The sequence below is a fragment of the Bordetella sp. genome, from assembly GCF_057362025.1.
In genome coordinates this window covers 31,748-51,290 of sequence record NZ_JBMQQZ010000052.1, presented here as the reverse complement: position 1 = coordinate 51,290, position 19,543 = coordinate 31,748, and the positions used below count along the sequence as shown (strand labels likewise).

Here is a 19,543-nt window from a genome sequence, read left to right as displayed (position 1 = left end):
CGACGGCACCAGCAATTGAGCCCGCATGAAACCTGAATCCAGCTCCGACTCTTCAACCGCCGCGGCGTCGGCAGCGGCGGCCGTTCCCTTGCGGTCCCACAGCGCGCATTGGGGCGTGTTCCAGGCCGCGTGGCACGGGGGCACGGTAACCGTGCGCCCGCATCCCGGCGATCCGGATCCCAATCCGCTCATCCAGAATTTCACGACCGCCGTGAATCACCGCGCGCGCGTGACGACGCCGATGGTGCGGCGCGGCTGGCTGGAGCGCGGACCGCGCCCCGACGAACGCCGCGGCCACGATACCTACGTCCCGATGTCCTGGGACGAAGTGCTGGATCGACTGGCGAACGAACTGGCGCGGGTGCGGGACCGCTACGGCCCCCAGGCGGTATTCGGCGGATCGTACGGCTGGTCCAGCGCCGGACGCTTCCACCATGCGCAAAGCCAGGTACACCGCTTCCTGAATACCGCGCTGGGCGGCTATGTGCGGTCGGTCAACAGCTACAGTGCCGGCGCCTCGGCGGTGATCCTGCCGCATATCCTGGGCGGCATGGACGATGTGGCCCGCCGCAACGTCACCTGGGAGCAGATCGTCGACCACGCCGATGTCGTCCTGTCCTTCGGCGGCATGGCGCTGAAGAACTCGCGCGTGGCAAGCGGCGGCATCAGCCGCCATATCGAACGCGAATCGATGGCCCGCGCAGCCGAGCGCGGCTGCCGCTTCGTATCGGTCAGCCCCCTGCGCGGCGATATGCCGGCGGAGTCGCGCGCGGAATGGCTGCCCATCGTGCCCGGCACGGATACCGCCCTGATGCTGGCGCTGGGCCAGGTACTGGTCGCCGAAGGCCTGCATGACCGCGCCTTCCTGGCCACGTACTGCGATGGTTGGGAAGTCTTCGAAGACTACCTGCTGGGCGGCGCGGACGGCGTGCCGAAAACGCCGGAGTGGGCTGCGGCACGATGCGGCCTGCCGGCCGGCATCATCCGCGACCTGGCGCGCTCGCTCGCCGGCAAGCGGGTACTCGTCACGGTGGCGCACGCGCTGCAACGCGCCGAACACGGCGAGCAGCCCATCTGGATGGGCGCGGTGCTGGCCGCCATGCTGGGCCAGATCGGCCTGCCGGGCGGCGGCTACGCCTACGCGCTGGGCACGCTGGCGCACTACGGCAAGCGCATGAATGCCGTGCCCATCGCGGCGCTGCCGCAGGGTTCGAATGGCGTCAGGGAATTCATCCCCGTGGCACGCATCGCCGACATGCTGCTGCATCCCGGCACGGAATTCGACTACAACGGCAAGCGGCACGTGTATCCACATATTCGCCTGACCTACTGGGCCGGCGGCAATCCCTTCCATCACCATCAGGACCTGGGACGCCTGGCGCGCGCTTTCCGCACGCTGGATACCTTTATCGTCCATGAGATCGGCTGGACCGCCACGGCGCGCCACGCCGACATCGTGCTGCCCTGCACGATGACCCTGGAAAGAGAAGATATCGGCGCCGCGCCGACCGATCCGCTCATGGTCGCCATGCATCGCATCGCGCCGCCGCACGGCCAGGCGCGCGATGACTACGACATATTCGCCGACCTGTCCGGACGCCTGGGCACGCGCGACGCCTTCACGGAAGGCCGCACCAGCGCGCAATGGCTGCGGCACCTGTACGAACGAACGCGCGCCGCCCTGGCCGAGCGCGGCCTGGAGGCCCCCGACTTCGATACGTTCTGGGAACGCGGCGAGCTCCTGCTGCCGCAGCAGGCGGACGATGGCGGCATCCTGCGCGCGTTCCGCGAAGATCCGGCGGGCAAGCCGCTGCCCACGCCCAGCGGACGGATACAGATATCGTCGCCGACGGTCGCCGCCTTCGGATACGGCGACTGCCCGGGCCATCCCGCGTGGCTGCCGCCCGGCGACAGTCCCACCCCCGAGCATCCGCTTTACCTGGTCGCCAACCAGCCCGCCACGCGCCTGCACAGCCAGCTGGACTTCGGCGCGCACAGCGTGGCGAACAAACGGCGCGATCGCGAGGTGTGCACCATGCATCCGCGCGACGCGTCCGCCAGGGGTATCGCCGAGGGCGATATCGTCGAACTCTACAACGCGCGCGGCGGATGCCTGGCCTGCGTCGCCCTGAGCGACGGCATCCGACCCGGCGTGGTCCAGTTGCCGACGGGCGCGTGGTACGACCCCGCGCCGGATGGGCAGGCGTCCGATCGGCCCTTCTGCGTGCACGGCAATCCGAACGTGCTGACGCGCGACGCCGGCACTTCGGCGCTCGCGCAGGGCTGCACGGGCCAATTGACTGCCGTGCAGGTGCGCCGCCATGACGGGCCGCTGCCGCCGGTACGCGCTTTCGAGCCGCCGCCGTCCGCTTCCTGAACGCGCGAGCGGCACGCGCGGCGGGCGGTTCGCGCGACACACGCGGATCCCCCGCCGCGCCGTCTTTCAACGGCCCGGGACCAGCACCACCCTGAAGCGTGCCTTGCCGCTGATCATCCGGTCGTAGGCCTCCGGCGCGCGCGACAGCGGGTATTCCTCGATCATCGGCTTCACGCCGGACAGCGCGCTGAAGGCCAGGGTCTCCTGCGAGTCCGATGCGGTACCTGAAGGCCAGCCCTGCACCGAGTTGCGCTGCCCGATGAATTGGGCGATGGGCACCTCTACGGGTTCCTGCGATATCCCGACGAAAACCAGTTTGCCGTTCGGCCCCAGGCCGCCGATCGCGGTGCTCATGGCCTTGCCGCTGGTGACGGTTGCCAGGATGACGCGTGCGCCCCCCAGCGCCTGCAACGCTTCGGCGACATTCTGCGATTGGCTGTCGATGTAATGGTGGGCGCCCAATTCTTTCGCCAGCGGCGCCTTGTCCTGGCCGCGCGCGATCGCGACCGTCACGTAGCCCATCCGGCGGGCGAACTGCACGCCCAGGTGGCCCAGGCCGCCTATGCCCAGCACCGCGACCACATCGCCGGCACGCGCGCCGCTATGGCGCAAGGCATTGAACGTGGTGATGCCCGCGCAAAGCAGGGGCGCGGCATCGACATCAGACAGGTCGTCCGGTATCCGCGCCAGGGTCTCGCGAGGCGCCACCATGTATTCCGCGTAGCCGCCGTCATAGCTGATGCCGGGGACCTGCGCGGTCTTGCACAGCACGAAATCGCCATGACGGCAGTTCTCGCAGTGGCCGCAGTGGCCGCCGTGCCAACCCACCCCGACACGCTGGCCCACCTGCCATTCCTCGACACCGGCGCCGACCTTGTCGACCACGCCGGCGATCTCATGGCCAGGGACGCGCGGCAGCCGCAGGCCCGGCCACTGCCCTTCCTTGGTGAAGGCATCGCTATGGCATATCCCGCACGCCTGCACCTTGATCCGCACATGTCCGGCCGGCGGCTCGGGCACGTCGCGTTCGACGACTTCCAACGGACCGCCCGCCTTCGTTACCTGTACTGCCTGCATCTTGCGCATGAGTCTTCTCCTGGAAAAGAGGCATCCTTCGCGCGGCCTGCCGCGAACCGCGGAACCAGGACGATACCCCGTCTCCGCCGGACAGGTGTACCCCTATAGGGCATCAGGCGTAAACCGCGCGCTTTCAGTGCTTTCCAAGGCCGCCGGTATTCTTGGGGCTTCTTTTGAGGCCTTTCCCGCTGCCCGGGCTATCGGGGTTCTTCAGGCCCTTTGCGCGTCCGCCATCGTCCAATGCCCCCAGGATGCCGGCCGCATGCCGGGGGCCCGCCGCAATGCCGCTCAGCAACAGGGCCATGGAAAAATGGATTACGCTTTCCACGTCGATCGGCCTGTCTTCCGCATTCAGCCGGTCGCCGATGATCAGCGTCGCCAGGCCGTGCTCCACCGACCAGGCGGCGTGCGTCACCAGGGCCATGTCGCCGTCCGTCCAGCCATGGTCGCCCGCGTAATCGCGCACCGCCGCGGCGAACAGCTCGAAGGACTGATTGACGGCCTCGTCCAGCTCCGGGTAGTCCGCCTTGTGCAGCATGCGCGGCCCGATCATCAGGTCGAACAGGCCTTTATGGTCCTGGGCGAACTTCACATAGATGCGCATCATCTCGTAAGCGCGCGCCAGCTTGCCCCGCGTGCGCGCAAGGGCCTGGCGGCGCAGCACGATCAGGTCGTGGAAGCCGCTGGCCGCGATCGCCGCCAGCAGGCCTTTCTTGCCATCGAAATGCCTCGACGGCGCCGCTTCGGACACGCCCACGGCCCTGGCCAGTTGGCGCAGGCTCATGTCGTGCACGCCCGCCTCTTCCAGTTCGCGGCGCGCCTGCGCGATCAATGCGCTGCGCAGATCCCCATGATGGTAGGGCGCCGGCTCGGCGCTGCTGATTTTCCTTCTCACGTACGCATTCCTTCGTGATCCTTGCCCTTGCTACGCCATCCGTCCGTCGGAATCGATCCGCGCTGCATTTTATCCATGGTGCGCTCCCCACATTCCCCCGCATGCCGGGTACTTACCCTGACTTGCCGCAAAAGTTAACGGTGTTATCATCAATCCGTAGTTAATACTGTTAACTTTACGCGGCGCGCGCCTTCCCCCTCCGGCGCGTCGCCGCCGGAGACACCGCATGGAAGACATAGTCCAGAAGGAAGTGCGCGGCAACGTCGCTATCCTGACGATGAATTACCGCCCCTACAATTTGTCCGGCCCCACCCTGAGCGGCGCCCTGATGGCGGGATTGCGCGACGCAGTCGATCAGGGACAACGGGCGGTTTTGCTGCGCAGCGGCCTGCGCCATTTTTCCGCCGGCGCGGATGTCGACCTGTTCGACGAGCGCATCGAGCGCGAAGGCCGCGCCCGCCTGGATCCCATCGAGGTACTGAACGCCTTCGAAACCCTGCCGATTCCCATCGTCGTGGCGGTGCACGGCGTCTGTCTCGGCGGCGGCCTCGAACTCGCGCTGGCCTGCGACTACATCGTCGCCGCGCAATCGGCCAAGATCGGCTCCGTGGAGGTCGCCCTGGGACTGCATCCCCTGATGGGAGGCATCCAGCGCCAGGTCCAGAGGGTCGGTATGGCCCGTGCCAAGGAAATGTCCATGCTGGGCCGCCGCTATGACGCCGCCACCCTGGAACGATGGGGGCTGATCAATCTGGTCGTCGCCGACGACGATCTGGAGCAGGCTTCGCTGGCCATCGCGCAAGAGCTGGCCAACGGCCCCACCGTCGCGCATGCCGCCACCAAACGCCTGGCCTCGATCGCGGCCAATGAAGGCGTGGAGGCAGCCGACCGCGCCATGTTCGAAACGCAGAAAGGCATCTGGGCGTCGCGCGATTTGAAGGAAGGCCTGCAGTCCTTCCGCGCCAACGGCCCCGGCCTCGCCGTCTTCGAGGGGAAGTGACATGAGCGGTCCGCTTTCCGGCCTGAAGGTTGTCGATTTCTCCCGCGTTCTGGCGGGTCCGCTATGCGGCCGCACCCTGGGCGACCTGGGCGCCGAAGTGATCAAGGTCGAACCGCCGCGGCCCGACGTATCCCGGGGCGCCGTCCCCTTCGCCGAGGGCATGTCCGGCTACTACGCCCAGCAGAACGTCGGCAAGCGCAATATCAGCGTGGACCTTAATGTGCCGGGCGCCGCCGAGCTGATCGCCAGACTGTGCGATTCCGCCGACATCGTGGTCGAAAACTTCCGCGCCGGCACGCTGAAATTCTTCGGCCTGGATTACGCCAGCCTGGCCAAGCGCAATCCACGCCTGATTTACGTCTCGATCACGGGCTATGGCCAGGGCGGCCCCTGGGCGTCGCGCATGGCCTACGCCCCTACTGTCCAGGCGGAATCGGGATTCACGCACAATTCCCTGCGCCACTTCGGCGCGAACCTGGCGCAGTACCAGACGGACGCGCTCTCGCATGCCGATGTCTATGCCGGACTGCAGGCTACCATCGCGGTACTGGCGGCGCTGGCCAAGCGGGAAAAGACCGGCCGCGGACAATACATCGACGTGGCCATGGCCGCGGTGATGCTGGCGGCCAACGAACGCGCGCACCTGGATATCGCCGACGTCGACACGGGCGCGGAACCGGGCATCCTGGGCGCCACCGACGGCCCATTCTTTGTCGGTCCGGGCGGCGAACGTTTCGTCGCCGCCCAGAGCCTGGTGGGCAGCCTGACGTTCCCGAACTATCTGCGCGCGATGCGGCGCCCGGATCTGGCCAGCGATCCCCGCTTCGCCACCGCCGCGCTGCGCCGGCAGAACTACGAGGCGTTGCACGCGGTGATACAGACGTGGATCCTGACCTTCCGCGACCTGGGCGCGCTGGACGCCCAGCTGGACGAATCGAAGATCGCCATTGGACAGGTCCGCACCACCCGCGAGCTGTGCGAGTCGGAATGGGGCGAGTACTGGGGAGCGGTGCGTACCGTGCCGGACAGACGGGGCGGCACCTACAAGCTGCATGGCCATCCGTGGCGGTTCTCGGATGGCGACCTGCCCACGGATCCGCTCGAGCCCGCCCTGCGCGGCGAGCACAACGCCCAGGTACTGGAAGAACTGGGATTGGACGGCAGGCAGATACAGGCGCACATCGAGAGCGGCATGTTCCTGGCCGATCGATCGCTGCAAGGCATGCCGGACGCCGGGACGCGCTGCGAGACCGGCGCCATGGCCTCATAAGAAAATAATCCGGAGGAGACAAAATCATGAAACAACCATCGATACAGTATCGCGGCCGCGCGCTGGCGTTTGCCGCGCTTGCCATCCTGGGTAGCCTGGCCTGCCATACCGCGGACGCGCAGCCTTTGCGCTGCACCGCCATCAGGCTGTATGTTCCGTACGCCGCGGGCGGCGGGACGGATGTTTCCGCGCGGCTGGTCGCCGCCAGGCTGGGCTCCGATCTGAAGATACCGGTCATCGTCGAAAACCGCCCTGGCGCCAAATCCGTTATCGCCTACCAGGCGCTGCTGCGCGACCCCGCCGATGGATGCTCGTACCTGTTCGACAATTCCTCGCATAGCCTGCAGGCGGTATACAAGGGACTGCCCTATGACCCCGCGAAGGATTTCAAGCCGGTGTCCATGGTGGCGATCGCGCCGAACGTGTTCGTCGTCAACCCGCGGTTCCCGGCCAAGTCCATGGGCGAGTTCATTGCCTATGCCAAGGCGCACCCCGGCAAGGTGACGTATGCCTCCTTCGGCGTGGGCAGCACGTCGCACTTGAGCGGCGAAGTGCTGAACTCCGCGGCGGGCATCGATATGGTCCACGTGCCTTACCGAGGCTCCGCGCCCGCCGTGGCCGACCTGATGGGCGGCACCGTGCAGGCGATTTTCCTGGATCCGCTGACCGCCCAGCCCCTGCTGGATACCGGCAAGGTAAGAGGACTGGCGGTCATTGGGTCGCAGCGCGTACCCACGGCGCCAGACCTTCCCTCGATGGGCGAGTTGGGTATCGAGGACCTGTCGGTGCCGGGATGGTGGGGGGTGTTCGCCACCGCCGGCGTCCCCGACAAGATCGTGGACGACCTCGCGGAAAGGCTGCGACGTATCGCAAGCGATCCGGAGGTGCGGGAAAAACTCGCCGCGCTGGGCGCGCAGGCCTATCCGACCACACCAGCACAATTCGCCGCGATCATCGCGAAGGACACCGCCAGGTGGCAAAAGGTCGTCAAGGAAAGAAACCTGGTGCTGGAGTAGCCGGACCGCGCCGGATCAACCGGCCGGCGCCGCCTGCGCCACGATCCGGCCCTCGCAAAGGCCAAACCCGATGCCGGCGTAGCCGGCTTTTTCGCAGCGGCCTTGCAGCATCACGATATCGCCGTCCTCCAGGTACGCGCGCGATTCGCCGTTCGCCAACCGCAACGGATGCGCGCCGTTGTGGGTACGTTCGAGCAGGCACCCGCTGTCGGCGACCTCCGGCCCCGACACCGTGCCGCTGGAGATCAAATCGCCCGGCCGCAGGTTGCAGCCATTGCTGGCATGGTGGGTCAGCATCTGGAACAGCGTCCAGTATTGACCGGCGAAGTCGGGGCGCGAAATGACTTCGGCGGGCACGCCCTGCCGCCGCATCGCGCGGGTGGACAAGGACGCGCGCAGCGCGATCCCGATCGCACCGCCCCGCGCATGCGTCGGCGAGGTCAGCGCCGGGCTGATTTGCGGGTCGTCCTCGGCGCGCGCGGGCGGCGCGGTGCGGAATGGGGCCAGCGCCTCCATTGTCACCACCCAGGGCGACATCGTGGTCATGAAGCTCTTCGCCAGGAAGGGCCCCAGGGGTTGCGCTTCCCAGCGCTGGATGTCCCGTGCGGACCAGTCGTTCACCAGGCAAAGGCCGAACAAATGCGCTGGGGTCTCGTCCAGCGATATCGGCTGGCCCAGCCGATTGCCCCGGCCGATGAAGCAGCCCACTTCCAACTCGAAATCCAGAGCTCGGGACGGTGCATAGACGGCGCCGCCGGGCGTGGGGCCGAGCTGGCCGGCCGGCCGCGAGCAGTCGGTGCCGCTGACCACGAGGGAAGACGCCCGCCCATGGTAGGCGATGGGCAGATGACGGAAATTGGGCGCCAGTTCGCCACCTGGCCTCATAGCGCGCGCGGCGCGTGTGGCGTGGTGGATGGACGTGTAGAAATCGGTGAAATCGCCCACCTGCACGGGCAGGCACATCGAAACGTCAGACATGGCCACCAGGCATTCCGGCGCGCACGGCCGGGGTGCCCCGCTCTCGCGCAGCAGGCCAAAGACCGAGCGGCGCAGCGCGGCGCTGGCGGCATCGCCCAAAGCCATCAGGGCATTCAGCTCGGGCTGCCGTATCGCGTCGGCCAGGGCGTCCTCCAGCTGCAGCAAGCCCTTATCGCGGGCCGCCGCCAGATCGAGGATGCAATCGCCGATCGCCACGCCCATGCGGCGCGTACGGCCCGCATCCGCGGTATAGACCCCCAGCGGCAGGTTCTGCAAAGGGAAATCCGTATCGGCCGCATTGGCAGCGGCAACCCAGCTGCGTTGGCTGGCATCATGGGTTTCGTTCAACGGCATGAAGGTCTCCTGTCTCCGCGACCTGACGATCGGCCGCCGGGGCAGGCAAATGATAACACTGTTAACTTTATGGTGGGGACTCGCCGGACCATGCCTCGTACAATCGCTCCTTCAGCCTGGTAAAGCGCCTGGCGCCCGGAGCGGCGCGGGACATTCGCATCGATGACTTCCTCTTCCCCCGCCCTCGCCTGCGGAATCGATTTCGGCACCTCCAATTCCGCCGTGGGGTGGAACCGGCCCGGCCAGCCGGCCTTGTTGTCCCTGGAGGACGGCAAGCCGACCATGCCGTCGGCCATTTTTTTCCATGACGAAGACGCGGAGGTCAGCTACGGCCGGGCGGCACTTTCGGACTACCTGGCCGGCTACGATGGCCGCCTGATGCGGTCGATGAAGAATCTGCTGGGCAGTTCGCTGATCGACGGCCATACCGAGATACGCGGCCGCGGCGTGCCGTTCCGCACGCTGCTGACGCACTTCATCGCGCAATTGCGGCTGCGCGCGCAACAGGCGGCGGGACGCGAATTCACCCGCGCGGTGTTCGGCCGGCCGACGTATTTCGTCGACGGCGATCCGGCCGCCGACCAGCAGGCCCAGGACACCCTGGGCGAAATCGCCCGGTCGGTCGGGTTCACCGACATCGCGTTCCAGTACGAACCGCTGGCCGCGGCCTTCGACTACGAGTCGCAGATCTCCAACGAGGAACTTGTCCTGGTCGTGGACATCGGCGGCGGAACATCGGATTTCTCGCTGATCCGCCTGGGCCCCCGCCGCGCCGCCCTGCCCGACCGCCGGGCCGACATCCTGGCCCACGGCGGCGTCCACATCGGCGGCGGCGATTTCGACCGGCACCTGAACCTGCACGCCTTCATGCCGCTGCTGGGCCTGGGCAGCAAGCTGCGCAGCGGCAAGGATGTGCCGTCCACGCAGTACCTGAACCTGGCTTCGTGGCACACCATCAATTTCGCGTATACCAACAAGGCGTGGGAACATTTGTCCTATATCCGCGCCAATGCCGGCGAACGCGACAAGATCGACCTGCTGCTAAGCCTGGTCAGGGAACGCGCCGGCCACTGGCTGGCGCTGCAGGTCGAAAAGGCGAAGATCGAGCTGTCCGAAACGGCCGCCGCCCGGGCCGACCTGGAACGGATTTCCGCCGGCCTGTCCCTGGACCTGGCGCGCGCCGACCTGGACGACGCCACCGCGCCGCTTATCGAGCGCATCGAGACCACCGTCTCCACCCTGCTGCGCGATGCGGACATCGACGCGGGCGGCATCGATACCGTGTTTTTCACCGGGGGCTCCAGCCGGGTTTCGCAATTGCGCGAGCGCATTTCCGCCCTGCTGCCCGACGCCCGCAGCGTCGAGGGAGATCTATTCGGCAGCATCGGCGCCGGTCTCGCGCTCGATGCGGCGCGCAAATTCGGCTGACGGCGGCCGCGACGGCCGGACACAGGGGATATCGATGACGCAGGCATGGCAGTATCAGGTGCGGATCACCGTGACGCAGGAATTGGCCGAGGCCTGCCGCGACCATCGCGACACCCCGCCGCTCGCCCGCTTGCGGGATGTCCTGCGCGCGCACCGCGCGACCTTCGCCTCCCAGTACGACGCCTTCGCCGCTTATGTCGCCGAAGCGGAGCGCGAAGGCGTACAGGACTACCCGCTATACCAGTGGACCCTGGACACCATCCGCAATCCGGACAAGGAATCGAAGTACCGGCGGGTCCTTACCGTGTACGTGGACGGCCGGGAAGTCTACGAAGAAGACATCGCGGATGCCCTCCTGGCAAGCCTGTCGGCCCTGGGCGAGCCCGACGGCATCGTGGCAATCCGCAAGATCGATACGAATCCTGCCAACAGCCCGCAGCCGCCGCGCGCCGGCTAACGCGAGGCGGCGGCGCCGGCCCGCCCGGCAGCGGAGGCCGGCGCCATGTCGCGGGTGTAGAAGTCCACCCCGCTGAGCGCGAACATCACGACCAACATTACCGCGGCGATGATGCAGATCATGCGCGGCACGGCGTGGGGACTGGCCAGATGCATGAAGAAAACGGCGATCAGCACGGCCTTGATGCCGGCAATCAGGATGTTGATCGCCATGTTGGCGGCGCCCAAGGGGATATAGGCCGTGCCGACGGTAAGCGCGGCAAGCAGTATCAGCGCCAGCCACACCACGGCCACGCGCAGCAACCGGTGCCGAAGCCTCATGGGTTCCATCGCGGCGCCCGTCATGACGCTCTCCCCGCCAGGTACAGGATGGGAAACAGGAAAACCCAAACGACATCGACGAAGTGCCAATACAGCGCGGTGGCTTCCAGGCGCCGCACCAACGGGACGGCCGGTGCCCGCGCCGCTTGCCACTGCGCGACCAGGACCAGGCAGATTCCCACCGTCAAATGCAGCGCGTGCAGCCCGGTGGCCACGAAATACAGGAAAAAAAACAGGCGCGCGCCCGTCTCTCCCGCCAGGCCGGCCGCGTGGAACGAGGGACCGGGAAACAGCCCTTCGCGCAGATCCCTGGCGTACTCGTAGCCCTTGATCGCCAGGAAGGCGCAGCCCAGGACGACGGTCAGCCACATCAGCCGCCGGGCAAGGCGCATGGCGCCGTCGCGCGCGCATTCGGTCGACATCGCGATCGCGGCGCTGCTGGTCAGCAGCACCATGGTGTTGATCGTGCCCAGCAGGACATCGGTATGGCGGCCGGCCGCGACGAATGCCTCCGGCAGATGCAGGCGGCCGACCGCGTAGGCCAGGAAGATCGGGCCGAAGAACATCATCTCGGTGGCCAGGAACACCCACATGCCCAGGCGAGCCTGGTAGGCGCGGGCGGTATCCGGGATGTCCAGCGCGGCTTCGGTCATGGGGCACTCCCGGATGCCGAACCGCGGGATGCATAGTCATACACATCATGGTGCCCGTCGGGCGGTGCATCGAAATTGTTCTTGGGCGGCGGCGAGCGCGTATGCCATTCCAGGCCGCTGGCGTTCCACGGGTTGTCCCCCGCCGGCCGGCCCTTGAACCAGGCCCACAGGAAGTAGCACAGCGGCAGCACATAGCCCACGGCCAGGACCGCCGCGCCCGTCGAAGACAGGATGTTCAGCACCTGGAACTCCGGCGGATAGGCATGATAGCGGCGCGGCATGCCCTCGTAGCCCAGGATGTACTGCGGGAAGAAAGTCAGGTTAAAGCCGATGAAGATGGTAATGGCCGCGATGCGCCCGAGCATTTCCGGGTACATCCGCCCGCTGATCTTCGGCCACCAGAAATGCAGTCCGCCCAGGTAGGCCATGACCGCGCCGCCTACCATGATGTAGTGGAAGTGCGCGACGACGAAATACGTGTCGGTCACGTGCACATCGATCGCCAGGGTCGCCAGGAACAGGCCGGTCAGCCCGCCCACCATGAACAGCCCGACGAAGCCCAGTGCGTACAGCATGGGCGCGCCGAAGGTGATCGTGCCCTTGTACAGCGTCGCGGTCCAGTTGAATACCTTGATGGCCGACGGCACGGCGACCAGGAAACTGAGCAGCGAGAAGGTCATATTGGCGTAGACGGACTGGCCGCTGACGAACATATGATGGCCCCAGACCAGGAAGCCGATCACCGCGATGCCGATGATGGCGTAGGCCATGCTGCGATAGCCGAAGACGCGCTTGCGCGCGAAGCAGGGAATGATTTCGCTGGCCACGCCCATGGCGGGCAGCACCATGATGTAGACCGCCGGGTGCGAGTAGAACCAGAACAAATGCTGGAACAGCAGCGGATCGCCGCCCAGCTGCGGGTCGAAGAAGCCGATGCCGAAAAGGCGTTCGGCCGCGAGCAGCAGCAAGGTAATCGCCAGCACGGGCGTGGCCAGCACCAGGATGATGCTGGTGGCATAGTTCGCCCAGACGAACAGGGGCATGCGAAACCAGCCCATGCCCGGCGCGCGCATGGTATGCACCGTCACGATGAAGTTCAGCCCGGTCAGGATGGACGAAAATCCCACGATAAAGACGCCGAACAGCGTGATCACCACATTGCTGTGCGAGAACATCGTGGAGAACGGCGTGTAGAAGGTCCAGCCGGTGTCCACGCCGCCCAGCACCAGCGCCACCAGCGTGAAAGCGCCGCCGATCACATAGAGATACCAGCTCATCAGGTTCAGGCGCGGGAAGGCGACCTCTTCCGCCCCCACCATGAGCGGCATCAGGAAATTGCCCAGTACCGACGGGATGGACGGGATCAGGAACATCCATACCATGATCACGCCATGCGCGGTGAACAGCTTGTTGTACGTGTCCGCGCTGACCAGGTCGCCTTGCGGCGTGACCAGTTCCAGCCGCATCAGCGCGGCCGCGCATCCGCCGAGGGCGAAAAACGCCGTGATGCTGACGGCATACAGGATCGCGATGCGCTTGTGGTCGCGCGTCAACAGCCAGGAGCGCAGGGTATAGCCGTCGTTCAGGTAAGTATGCAGCGTCATTGCGGGGCGGTCTCTTTATCGCGGTCGGACTTCAGGTAGGCGACCAGTGCCATCAGTTGCGCTTCGTCGAACTGGCCGGCGAACGAAGGCATGATGGGCGCATAGCCCGCCACCACGTCCTTGCGTGGCTCCAGGATGGAATCGCGGATATAGGTTTCGTCCGCGACGACCATGCGGCCGTCCTGCAGGAAAACCCGGCGCGCGAACAGATGGTTCAGATCCGGCGCATGGACGGTGGCGCGCGCATCGTGGCAGCCCGCGCAGCCATGTTCGCGGAACAGCTGGTAGCCCTGCTGGACCAGGCCTGGTCCCTCGCTACCCTGGGCCAGCCAACGCGAGAATTGCTCCGGCGGCATGGCGATGATGCCGCCCCCCATCGATGCATGATCGGTGCCGCAGAATTCCGCGCACAGCAGATGATAGGTGCCGGGGCGCGTGGCGGTGAACCAGAGCGCGGTGTAGCGGCCCGGCACCACATCCTGCTTGACGCGGAATTCCGGGACGTAGAAGCTGTGGATGACATCCTGCGACGTCATCAGCAGCCGTACCGGCCTGCCCACCGGCACGTGCAGCTCGTCGATCTCGCGCTTGCCGTTTGCATGCTCCAGCTTCCATACCCATTGCTTGGCGACCACATACACCGGCATGGCGTCGTCGGGCGGGTGCGTCAGCGCGCTATAGGTATACGCGCCCCATGCGTAAAGGCCGATGAAGGCCAGCAGCGGCGCGATGGTCCAGGTCCACTCCAGGCCGTTACCGTGTTCGGGCGCGTTGCGGCGATCGGCGCGCGAGCCCTTGCGATAGCGTACGCAGAAGATGACAGCCAGCGCGGTCAACAATAGCGCCATGAACCCGGAGAGCCCCAGCAGGCTGTAGAACAGGGCGTCGGTATGGCCGGCTATCGTCGAGGCGGCGGCCGGCATCAGGAAAGGGGTGGAGGTCATGCGCGGCTTCCTTTGCGGCCGCGGCGGCGCACGATGAACAACCCGGACAACAAGGCCAGCAAGGTACCCAGCCCCGCCGCGCGAGCCATGGCCATCGCGGCGACGTTGTAGCGGCCGGTGGCCGGGTCGTAGTGGGAGCACAGCAGCACCAGCCGGTCCGCCAGGCCGCCGACCTTGCCATCGGAAGCTTCCACCAGCGCGAGCCTGACATCGCGCGCGCTGAAGCCCAGGCCCAGGAAGTACCGCGAGATCCGGCCCTCCGGGGTCAGGACCACGAAGCCGGCGGGGTGATAGTACTGGCCGGTATCGCCATCGCGCTGGTAGGGGAACCCCACGGCATCGGTCAGGGCGGCGATCGCGGCCGGTGTGGCAGTCAGCAGGTGCAGCCGCGCGGCCAGCGGCGTCGCCGTGCCCGGCCCAGTCGGCGCAGGGCCGCCGGCGTTCATCAAACCGCTGTAATAGCCGTATTTGCGCGCCGCATCGGCAGGCGTCTCCGACGGATCGATGCTGACCGCCACCACCTGGAACGGCACGGTGACCCCGCGCACGCGTTCCAGCACTGCGTCCATCAGGGTGGAACACAGCATCGGGCAGCGGTAATAACCCAGCACGAAGATGACCGGGCCCTTGCCGAGGTAATCGCCAATGGCGACGGCGCGGCCATCCTGGTCGCGCAGGCCCGCGACCAGCGGGATGGCGCGGCCGGGGTGCTGGCGGAATTCCAGCGATGCCGGGTCCGGCGGGGCCGCCCCCGCGATCCGCGCCAGGACCAGGCATAGCAGAAGCAACGCCAGGCGCTTCATGGCCGGGCTCCTTCCGCCACGGCCTGCATGGCCTTGTCCAGGGGGATGCGTGCGATGCCCGCCTGCCGATCGACCCAGCCGTAGCCCTCCGTCAGCTTGCGCTTGGCCGCGAGATAATGCGCCATGTCCTCTTGCGGATGGCGTTCCAGCAGCGGGCCCGATATCCACGACCGCGGCGCCGCACCCTGGCCGGGCGGACGATCGTCGGCCCACCGGGAAGTCAGCAGCGCGGCGCCCGCCACCACCGCCGCCAGGACGATGATCCCGGCGACTCCGATCCGGGCAACGCGCCTTACATCGATACCGTCACGCATGTTCGCTCCCCTGCCCCGCGGGCCGTCGGCCGACTTGGGCGCCCTCCGTTCCCTCTGCCGTCGAATGCCGCCGCGGCGCCGACGCATCCCGTTGCGAGGAAGCCCCAGTTGCCGCTTCCTCGCGTCGCGCGGCGGGCGGCGATGCCGTCGGAAAGAGGATCGCCGCCGCCCGCGCCAGCAGGCCCATGCCGGCCAGCGCGAGCGCCAGCATCCAAACAACATGCCAGCCTGACGGCCGTGCCGACGCGGATACCGACGCGGCCACCGACGGCAGTACCCACCAAACGGCTTCGCAAAGGCTTACCGCCAGCAGAAGTGCCGCGACGGCGCGCAGGCCCGTGACGGACCGCTTGAAAGGACGCGACAGCAGCAGGGCCATCGGCACGGCAAAGCCCACGACTGCCAGCGCGATGCCCATGATGCCCCACGGACCATGCAGCCGCGGCAGGTACCAGGAAATTTCCGCGGGCAGGTTTTCCGCCCAGATGATCTGGAACTGGGTAAAGGCCAGGTAGGCCCAGGTCATGACATACATCAGCAGCAGATTGCCCAGGTCGCCGCGCGCCGCGCCGGATGAACCGCGCGCGCCCTTCCAGGCGCCGGCGGCCATCGCGGCCTTCAACTGCGCGGTCAGGACCACGAAGCCGAAGGCGGTCGAATACCACTGCGGCGTCAGCGACATAAGCAGATCGATGGCTGCGAGGCTGATCGTGAACGCGTACAGCAGCAGGCCGGCCGCGGCGTATCCGGCACGCCTGGCGATGGCGCGTCCGCTGCCGTCGAGGCGCGCCAGAACGCTCCATAGGACCACGCATCCCAGGACCCGCAGCGCCATTCCGGCATGCGAAAACCAGACCGCCCGGAAAGCCGGCTCGCCGGCCGTATCCACCCAGTCGGGGCGTGCCCAGGGATAGATGGGGGCAGGCCACGCCAGGACCGGCACTATCAGGACGACGAGTACCGGGACGGCGGCGCGCAACCGGTCCAGCGGAATAGCGATCGGCGCGATCCATGTCCCGCCGGTCAGCCGCTGCAGCCATAGGGTGGCCTGCGCACCCAGCATCAGTCCCGCCCAGAACCACCAGGCCGTCAGCCATGCCGCGAGGCAGGCGCGCGGGTCCAGGACGGCGCCCAGCCCGCACAGCGCCAGCAGCGCGATGCCCAGGGCAAGCGGCGCCAGGCCGCTGCGCGTGCGCGGATTCGCGCGGCCGTCAATCATCATGTCCGCCTCCCGCGTTGCCGGGATGCTTGCCGGGGCCGTTGCCCGCTGCCTTGCCGGCGTCCGTGTCCGCTGCCTTGCCGGCCTCCTTGCCGCCCGTGTCATCGCCGCTTGCCTTCGGGCCGGCGGCGGCGCCCACCGCTTTGGCCGGCGCCGCCGCGGCAGGGCCGGCGGCAGGCGCGCCGGGGGCGGAGCTGGCCGGCAAGGCCAGGGCCGCCCGCGCCTGCGCCCGCAGATCGGGGGGCAGCTTTTCCACATCCGCGTGCTGGCTGAGCTGCAGCGCGCGCACGAAGGCGACGATGGCCCAGCGGTCCTGCGGCCGTATGCGGTTGCCATACGGCGCCATGACGCCATATCCCTTGCCGATCACGTCGAAGATGTGGCGGTCCGGCACATTGCGCAGGCGGTCGTCGTGGTAGGACGGCGGCGCCGGGAGGCCACGCTCCACGATACGGCCGTCGCCATCGCCCGCCGGGCTATGGCATGGCAGGCAGTACACGCCGTACAGGGTCTGGCCCTGCCTGAGCATCGCCGGCGTGACGGGCTCGGGCATGGCGGTGGCGGCCAGTGCACGCGCGTCGCGCGCCACGTCCTCGGTCCCTTCCCGGCCGCTGGTCGTGTCGGCCTGGCTGCCGCGGGCAAAGGCCTGCGTCCCGGCCGGCGGGGTCCGCGACATCGCGCCATCCGGGAACAGCGTGCTGGCACGGTAAGGCTTGCCGCGAGGCTGGTCGTACATATTCTGCGCGGCACGTTCGCAGCCGCCCAGCGCCAATGCCAGCAGGCAAGCCAGCCCGACGGCGCGGGCCGGAAGCCGGATCGCCGCCTTCGTCTTCATGCCGGCACCTCGCGGATGGCAAGCGGCTGTTGCCCGGCCAGGAATGCGCGCGCCGCCTGGCATGCCGGGTCGTCCTCGGTACAGCCTTCGGGCAGCCGCAGGCACAGGAAGAAGCGGTCGCGGCTGGCCAGATCGAAATCCGGCGCCGCGAAAACCGGATGATGCAGCCGTGGCAAGCCGTTCGCCCACAGCATCGACACCACGGCGAAGATAGCCGCGCACAGGATGGTCAATTCAAAGGTGACCGGGATGAACATGGGCCAGCTGTGCAGCGGCCGGCCGCCCACATTGATCGGATAGGACTGCGTCGCCGAATACCACTGCATGAAGTACCCGCCCACCCCGCCGACGATACCGCCGGCCAGGGTCGCGCGCGGCACCGCGCGCCCGCCGGTAAATCCTATCGCCTCCGGCAGATCCGGCACCGCGAACGGTGCATAGGCCTCGATGTCCGCCTGGCCGCTCGCGCGCGCGGCGCGCACCGCCCTAACCAGCGCGTCGGGCTGGCGAAATTCCGCCATCAGGCCGTACAGGCGCGGCTTCATGCGTCTGACCTCCTGGCCGCGGGGCGATGGACCGCCGACGCGCCCGCCGAAGGTGGGCCCGGGTCGCCATCCGCCGCGGCGGCGCCGCGCGTTTCGTATTCCATTTCGCGCACTTCGCTCATGGAAATCATGGGCAGGAAACGCAGGAACAACAGGAACAGCCAGGCGAACATCCCCATGGACGCGAACAGGAAAGTCCAATCCCAGGCGGTGGGTATGAATATGCCCCAGGCCGAAGGCATGAAGTCGCGATGCGTGCTTTGCACCACGATCATGAACCGCTCCATCCACATGCCCAGGTTGATGACGATGCTGATGGCGAACAGCCACGCCGGCCGGCTGCGCACGCGCCGGCTCCACATCAACTGGGGGATAACCACGTTGCACACGATGACGGCCCAATACACGGCCGCGTAGGCGCCCGTCCAGCGATCGACGGTCATGGCGATCTCGAACTTATCGCCGCCGTAGAAGGCCATGAAGGCCTCCGACACATAGCCATAGGCGACCATGGCGCCGGTCGCCAGCAGCACGCGGGCCGCCAGCGACAGATGGCGATCGGTGATCAGGTCGTGCAGGCGGAAAAAATGGCGCAGCGGGATCGCCAGCGTCAGCACCATCGCGAAACCCGAGTACAACGCGCCCGCCACGAAGTACGGCGGAAAAATGGTGGAGTGATAGCCCGGCGTGTTGCCGATCGCGAAATCCAGCGATACCACCGTATGCACGGACACCACCAGGGGCGTGGCCAGGCCCGCCAGCAGCAGATAGGCGCTTTCGTAGCGGGCCCAATGGCGCGCATCGCCACGCCATCCCAGGGCGAACAGGCCGTAGACGATCTGCTTCGCGCGGCTTCGCGCGCGGTCGCGCAATGTCGCCAGGTCGGGCAGCAGGCCCACGTACCAGAACATCAGCGAGACCAGCAGATAGGTACTGATGGCGAAGATGTCCCACACCAGCGGACTGCGCCACTGCGGCCACAGGTTCATGCGATCCGGATATGGCAGCAGCCAGTACGCGAACCATGGCCGGCCCAGGTGCAGGATGGGAAACAGGCCGGCGATACTGGCGGCGAACAGCGTCATGGCCTCGGCGAAGCGGTTGATGGACGTACGCCACTGCTGGCGCAAAAGCAGCAGCACCGCGGAGATGAAGGTGCCGGCGTGGCCGATCCCGATCCACCAGACGAAGTTGCCCAGCGCATATCCCCATGCGACCGGGATGTTCACGCCCCACAGCCCGACGCCGACGATGAACAGCCAGGCGCTGGCGCCGCAGAACACCAGCGTGGCGGCGAAGGTGGCCAGGAACATCGCGCGCCAGCGCCAATGGGCCCGCCAACCGCCCAGCCACCCGGTGCCTCCCTGGCGGCGGCGCGCCAGGACGATGTCCGAGATGCGATCGCTGATGCTGGCGTAGGTGTCAGGCATCGTCCGGCTCCGCGCGGGTGACGG

19 protein-coding genes are annotated in these 19,543 nt (G+C 67.4%); 6 read left to right on the top strand and 13 right to left on the bottom strand.

The annotated features are described in order from the left end of the window. Nucleotides 1-25 precede the first annotated feature (25 nt). Nucleotides 26-2,377 carry a molybdopterin guanine dinucleotide-containing S/N-oxide reductase gene (locus ACO1P8_RS10410; RefSeq protein ID WP_486295813.1) on the top strand — a complete coding sequence of 784 codons (2,352 nt, stop codon included), beginning with the start codon at nt 26-28 and terminating at the stop codon, nt 2,375-2,377. Between the two features lie 66 nt (nt 2,378-2,443). Here the strand turns inward: ACO1P8_RS10410 and ACO1P8_RS10405 are convergent, their stop codons facing one another. Together ACO1P8_RS10405 and ACO1P8_RS10400 are read right to left on the bottom strand one after the other, a co-directional pair. After that, nucleotides 2,444-3,463 (bottom strand): alcohol dehydrogenase, encoded by a 1,020-nt coding sequence (locus ACO1P8_RS10405; protein ID WP_486295812.1) that lies wholly within the window; start codon nt 3,461-3,463, stop codon nt 2,444-2,446. 124 nt (nt 3,464-3,587) lie between these two features. After that, on the bottom strand, nt 3,588-4,349 hold the full coding sequence (locus ACO1P8_RS10400) for a TetR/AcrR family transcriptional regulator (protein ID WP_486295811.1): 762 nt from the start codon (nt 4,347-4,349) through the stop codon (nt 3,588-3,590). Nucleotides 4,350-4,575: 226 nt separating this feature from the next. Here ACO1P8_RS10400 and ACO1P8_RS10395 point away from each other — a divergent pair, with 226 nt between their 5' ends. From ACO1P8_RS10395 to ACO1P8_RS10385, 3 genes are read left to right on the top strand one after another with little or no spacing between them, the layout of a single operon-like run. Continuing rightward, on the top strand, nt 4,576-5,349 hold the full coding sequence (locus tag ACO1P8_RS10395) for an enoyl-CoA hydratase/isomerase family protein (protein WP_486295810.1): 774 nt from the start codon (nt 4,576-4,578) through the stop codon (nt 5,347-5,349). A 1-nt stretch (nt 5,350) separates the two neighbouring features. Beyond that, nucleotides 5,351-6,619, top strand: a complete 1,269-nt coding sequence (locus tag ACO1P8_RS10390) for a CaiB/BaiF CoA transferase family protein (protein ID WP_486295809.1) — start codon at nt 5,351-5,353, stop codon at nt 6,617-6,619. 26 nt (nt 6,620-6,645) lie between these two features. Beyond that, nucleotides 6,646-7,635, top strand: a complete 990-nt coding sequence (locus ACO1P8_RS10385; protein WP_486295808.1) for a Bug family tripartite tricarboxylate transporter substrate binding protein — start codon at nt 6,646-6,648, stop codon at nt 7,633-7,635. Between the two features lie 15 nt (nt 7,636-7,650). Here ACO1P8_RS10385 and fahA read toward each other — a convergent pair whose 3' ends face one another. Continuing rightward, nucleotides 7,651-8,967, bottom strand: a complete 1,317-nt coding sequence (gene fahA, locus ACO1P8_RS10380; RefSeq protein WP_486295807.1) for a fumarylacetoacetase — start codon at nt 8,965-8,967, stop codon at nt 7,651-7,653. Between the two features lie 162 nt (nt 8,968-9,129). Between fahA and ACO1P8_RS10375 the strand changes: the two genes are divergently transcribed. Further along, nucleotides 9,130-10,395, top strand: a complete 1,266-nt coding sequence (locus tag ACO1P8_RS10375) for an Hsp70 family protein (protein ID WP_486295806.1) — start codon at nt 9,130-9,132, stop codon at nt 10,393-10,395. Between the two features lie 34 nt (nt 10,396-10,429). Continuing rightward, nucleotides 10,430-10,852 (top strand): hypothetical protein, encoded by a 423-nt coding sequence (locus ACO1P8_RS10370; RefSeq protein WP_486295805.1) that lies wholly within the window; start codon nt 10,430-10,432, stop codon nt 10,850-10,852. On the opposite strand, the gene ACO1P8_RS10365 is transcribed toward ACO1P8_RS10370, so the two are convergent. The 10 genes from ACO1P8_RS10365 to nrfD are packed head-to-tail and all read right to left on the bottom strand — an operon-like array spanning nt 10,849 to nt 19,519. Continuing rightward, nucleotides 10,849-11,196 carry a cytochrome C oxidase subunit IV family protein gene (locus ACO1P8_RS10365; protein ID WP_486295804.1) on the bottom strand — a complete coding sequence of 116 codons (348 nt, stop codon included), beginning with the start codon at nt 11,194-11,196 and terminating at the stop codon, nt 10,849-10,851. The two genes, ACO1P8_RS10370 and ACO1P8_RS10365, sit on opposite strands and share 4 nt — an antisense overlap. Next, nucleotides 11,193-11,825, bottom strand: coding sequence for a cytochrome c oxidase subunit 3 (locus ACO1P8_RS10360; RefSeq protein WP_486295803.1), 633 nt, complete (start codon nt 11,823-11,825; stop codon nt 11,193-11,195). The genes ACO1P8_RS10365 and ACO1P8_RS10360 overlap by 4 nt, the downstream gene beginning before the upstream one ends. Further along, on the bottom strand, nt 11,822-13,429 hold the full coding sequence (ctaD, locus tag ACO1P8_RS10355) for a cytochrome c oxidase subunit I (RefSeq protein WP_486295802.1): 1,608 nt from the start codon (nt 13,427-13,429) through the stop codon (nt 11,822-11,824). The genes ACO1P8_RS10360 and ctaD overlap by 4 nt, the downstream gene beginning before the upstream one ends. Further along, the gene (gene coxB, locus ACO1P8_RS10350; RefSeq protein ID WP_486295801.1) at nt 13,426-14,373 is read right to left on the bottom strand and encodes a cytochrome c oxidase subunit II; all 948 of its coding nucleotides are present in this window, start codon (nt 14,371-14,373) and stop codon (nt 13,426-13,428) included. Before coxB ends, ctaD begins: the two co-directional genes overlap by 4 nt. Further along, nucleotides 14,370-15,176 (bottom strand): SCO family protein, encoded by an 807-nt coding sequence (locus tag ACO1P8_RS10345; protein WP_486295800.1) that lies wholly within the window; start codon nt 15,174-15,176, stop codon nt 14,370-14,372. Before ACO1P8_RS10345 ends, coxB begins: the two co-directional genes overlap by 4 nt. Further along, the gene (locus ACO1P8_RS10340) at nt 15,173-15,490 is read right to left on the bottom strand and encodes a hypothetical protein (protein WP_486295799.1); all 318 of its coding nucleotides are present in this window, start codon (nt 15,488-15,490) and stop codon (nt 15,173-15,175) included. Before ACO1P8_RS10340 ends, ACO1P8_RS10345 begins: the two co-directional genes overlap by 4 nt. Then, nucleotides 15,483-16,712: a hypothetical protein gene (locus ACO1P8_RS10335; RefSeq protein WP_486295798.1), complete on the bottom strand. Its 1,230-nt coding sequence runs from the start codon at nt 16,710-16,712 to the stop codon at nt 15,483-15,485. The genes ACO1P8_RS10340 and ACO1P8_RS10335 overlap by 8 nt, the downstream gene beginning before the upstream one ends. Further along, a complete protein-coding gene (locus tag ACO1P8_RS10330) occupies nt 16,702-17,544 on the bottom strand; it encodes a c-type cytochrome (protein WP_486295797.1) in 843 nt (280 codons plus the stop codon). The genes ACO1P8_RS10335 and ACO1P8_RS10330 overlap by 11 nt, the downstream gene beginning before the upstream one ends. Beyond that, nucleotides 17,541-18,089 carry a DUF3341 domain-containing protein gene (locus ACO1P8_RS10325; RefSeq protein ID WP_486295796.1) on the bottom strand — a complete coding sequence of 183 codons (549 nt, stop codon included), beginning with the start codon at nt 18,087-18,089 and terminating at the stop codon, nt 17,541-17,543. Before ACO1P8_RS10325 ends, ACO1P8_RS10330 begins: the two co-directional genes overlap by 4 nt. Continuing rightward, nucleotides 18,086-19,519 carry an NrfD/PsrC family molybdoenzyme membrane anchor subunit gene (gene nrfD / locus ACO1P8_RS10320; RefSeq protein ID WP_486295795.1) on the bottom strand — a complete coding sequence of 478 codons (1,434 nt, stop codon included), beginning with the start codon at nt 19,517-19,519 and terminating at the stop codon, nt 18,086-18,088. Before nrfD ends, ACO1P8_RS10325 begins: the two co-directional genes overlap by 4 nt. Nucleotides 19,520-19,543: the final 24 nt, after the last annotated feature.

Bases quoted from the DNA above. Each gene is read 5' to 3' on its own strand.
- ACO1P8_RS10410 (WP_486295813.1), top strand. From the start codon at position 26: ATGAAACCTGAATCCAGCTCCGACTCTTCAACCGCCGCGGCGTCGGCA.
- ACO1P8_RS10405 (WP_486295812.1), bottom strand. From the start codon at position 3,463: ATGCGCAAGATGCAGGCAGTACAGGTAACGAAGGCGGGCGGTCCGTTG.
- ACO1P8_RS10395 (WP_486295810.1), top strand. From the start codon at position 4,576: ATGGAAGACATAGTCCAGAAGGAAGTGCGCGGCAACGTCGCTATCCTG.
- ACO1P8_RS10390 (WP_486295809.1), top strand. From the start codon at position 5,351: ATGAGCGGTCCGCTTTCCGGCCTGAAGGTTGTCGATTTCTCCCGCGTT.
- ACO1P8_RS10385 (WP_486295808.1), top strand. From the start codon at position 6,646: ATGAAACAACCATCGATACAGTATCGCGGCCGCGCGCTGGCGTTTGCC.
- fahA (WP_486295807.1), bottom strand. From the start codon at position 8,967: ATGCCGTTGAACGAAACCCATGATGCCAGCCAACGCAGCTGGGTTGCC.
- ACO1P8_RS10375 (WP_486295806.1), top strand. From the start codon at position 9,130: ATGACTTCCTCTTCCCCCGCCCTCGCCTGCGGAATCGATTTCGGCACC.
- ACO1P8_RS10370 (WP_486295805.1), top strand. From the start codon at position 10,430: ATGACGCAGGCATGGCAGTATCAGGTGCGGATCACCGTGACGCAGGAA.
- ACO1P8_RS10365 (WP_486295804.1), bottom strand. From the start codon at position 11,196: ATGACGGGCGCCGCGATGGAACCCATGAGGCTTCGGCACCGGTTGCTG.
- ACO1P8_RS10360 (WP_486295803.1), bottom strand. From the start codon at position 11,825: ATGACCGAAGCCGCGCTGGACATCCCGGATACCGCCCGCGCCTACCAG.
- ctaD (WP_486295802.1), bottom strand. From the start codon at position 13,429: ATGACGCTGCATACTTACCTGAACGACGGCTATACCCTGCGCTCCTGG.
- coxB (WP_486295801.1), bottom strand. From the start codon at position 14,373: ATGACCTCCACCCCTTTCCTGATGCCGGCCGCCGCCTCGACGATAGCC.
- ACO1P8_RS10345 (WP_486295800.1), bottom strand. From the start codon at position 15,176: ATGAAGCGCCTGGCGTTGCTTCTGCTATGCCTGGTCCTGGCGCGGATC.
- ACO1P8_RS10340 (WP_486295799.1), bottom strand. From the start codon at position 15,490: ATGCGTGACGGTATCGATGTAAGGCGCGTTGCCCGGATCGGAGTCGCC.
- ACO1P8_RS10335 (WP_486295798.1), bottom strand. From the start codon at position 16,712: ATGATGATTGACGGCCGCGCGAATCCGCGCACGCGCAGCGGCCTGGCG.
- ACO1P8_RS10330 (WP_486295797.1), bottom strand. From the start codon at position 17,544: ATGAAGACGAAGGCGGCGATCCGGCTTCCGGCCCGCGCCGTCGGGCTG.
- ACO1P8_RS10325 (WP_486295796.1), bottom strand. From the start codon at position 18,089: ATGAAGCCGCGCCTGTACGGCCTGATGGCGGAATTTCGCCAGCCCGAC.
- nrfD (WP_486295795.1), bottom strand. From the start codon at position 19,519: ATGCCTGACACCTACGCCAGCATCAGCGATCGCATCTCGGACATCGTC.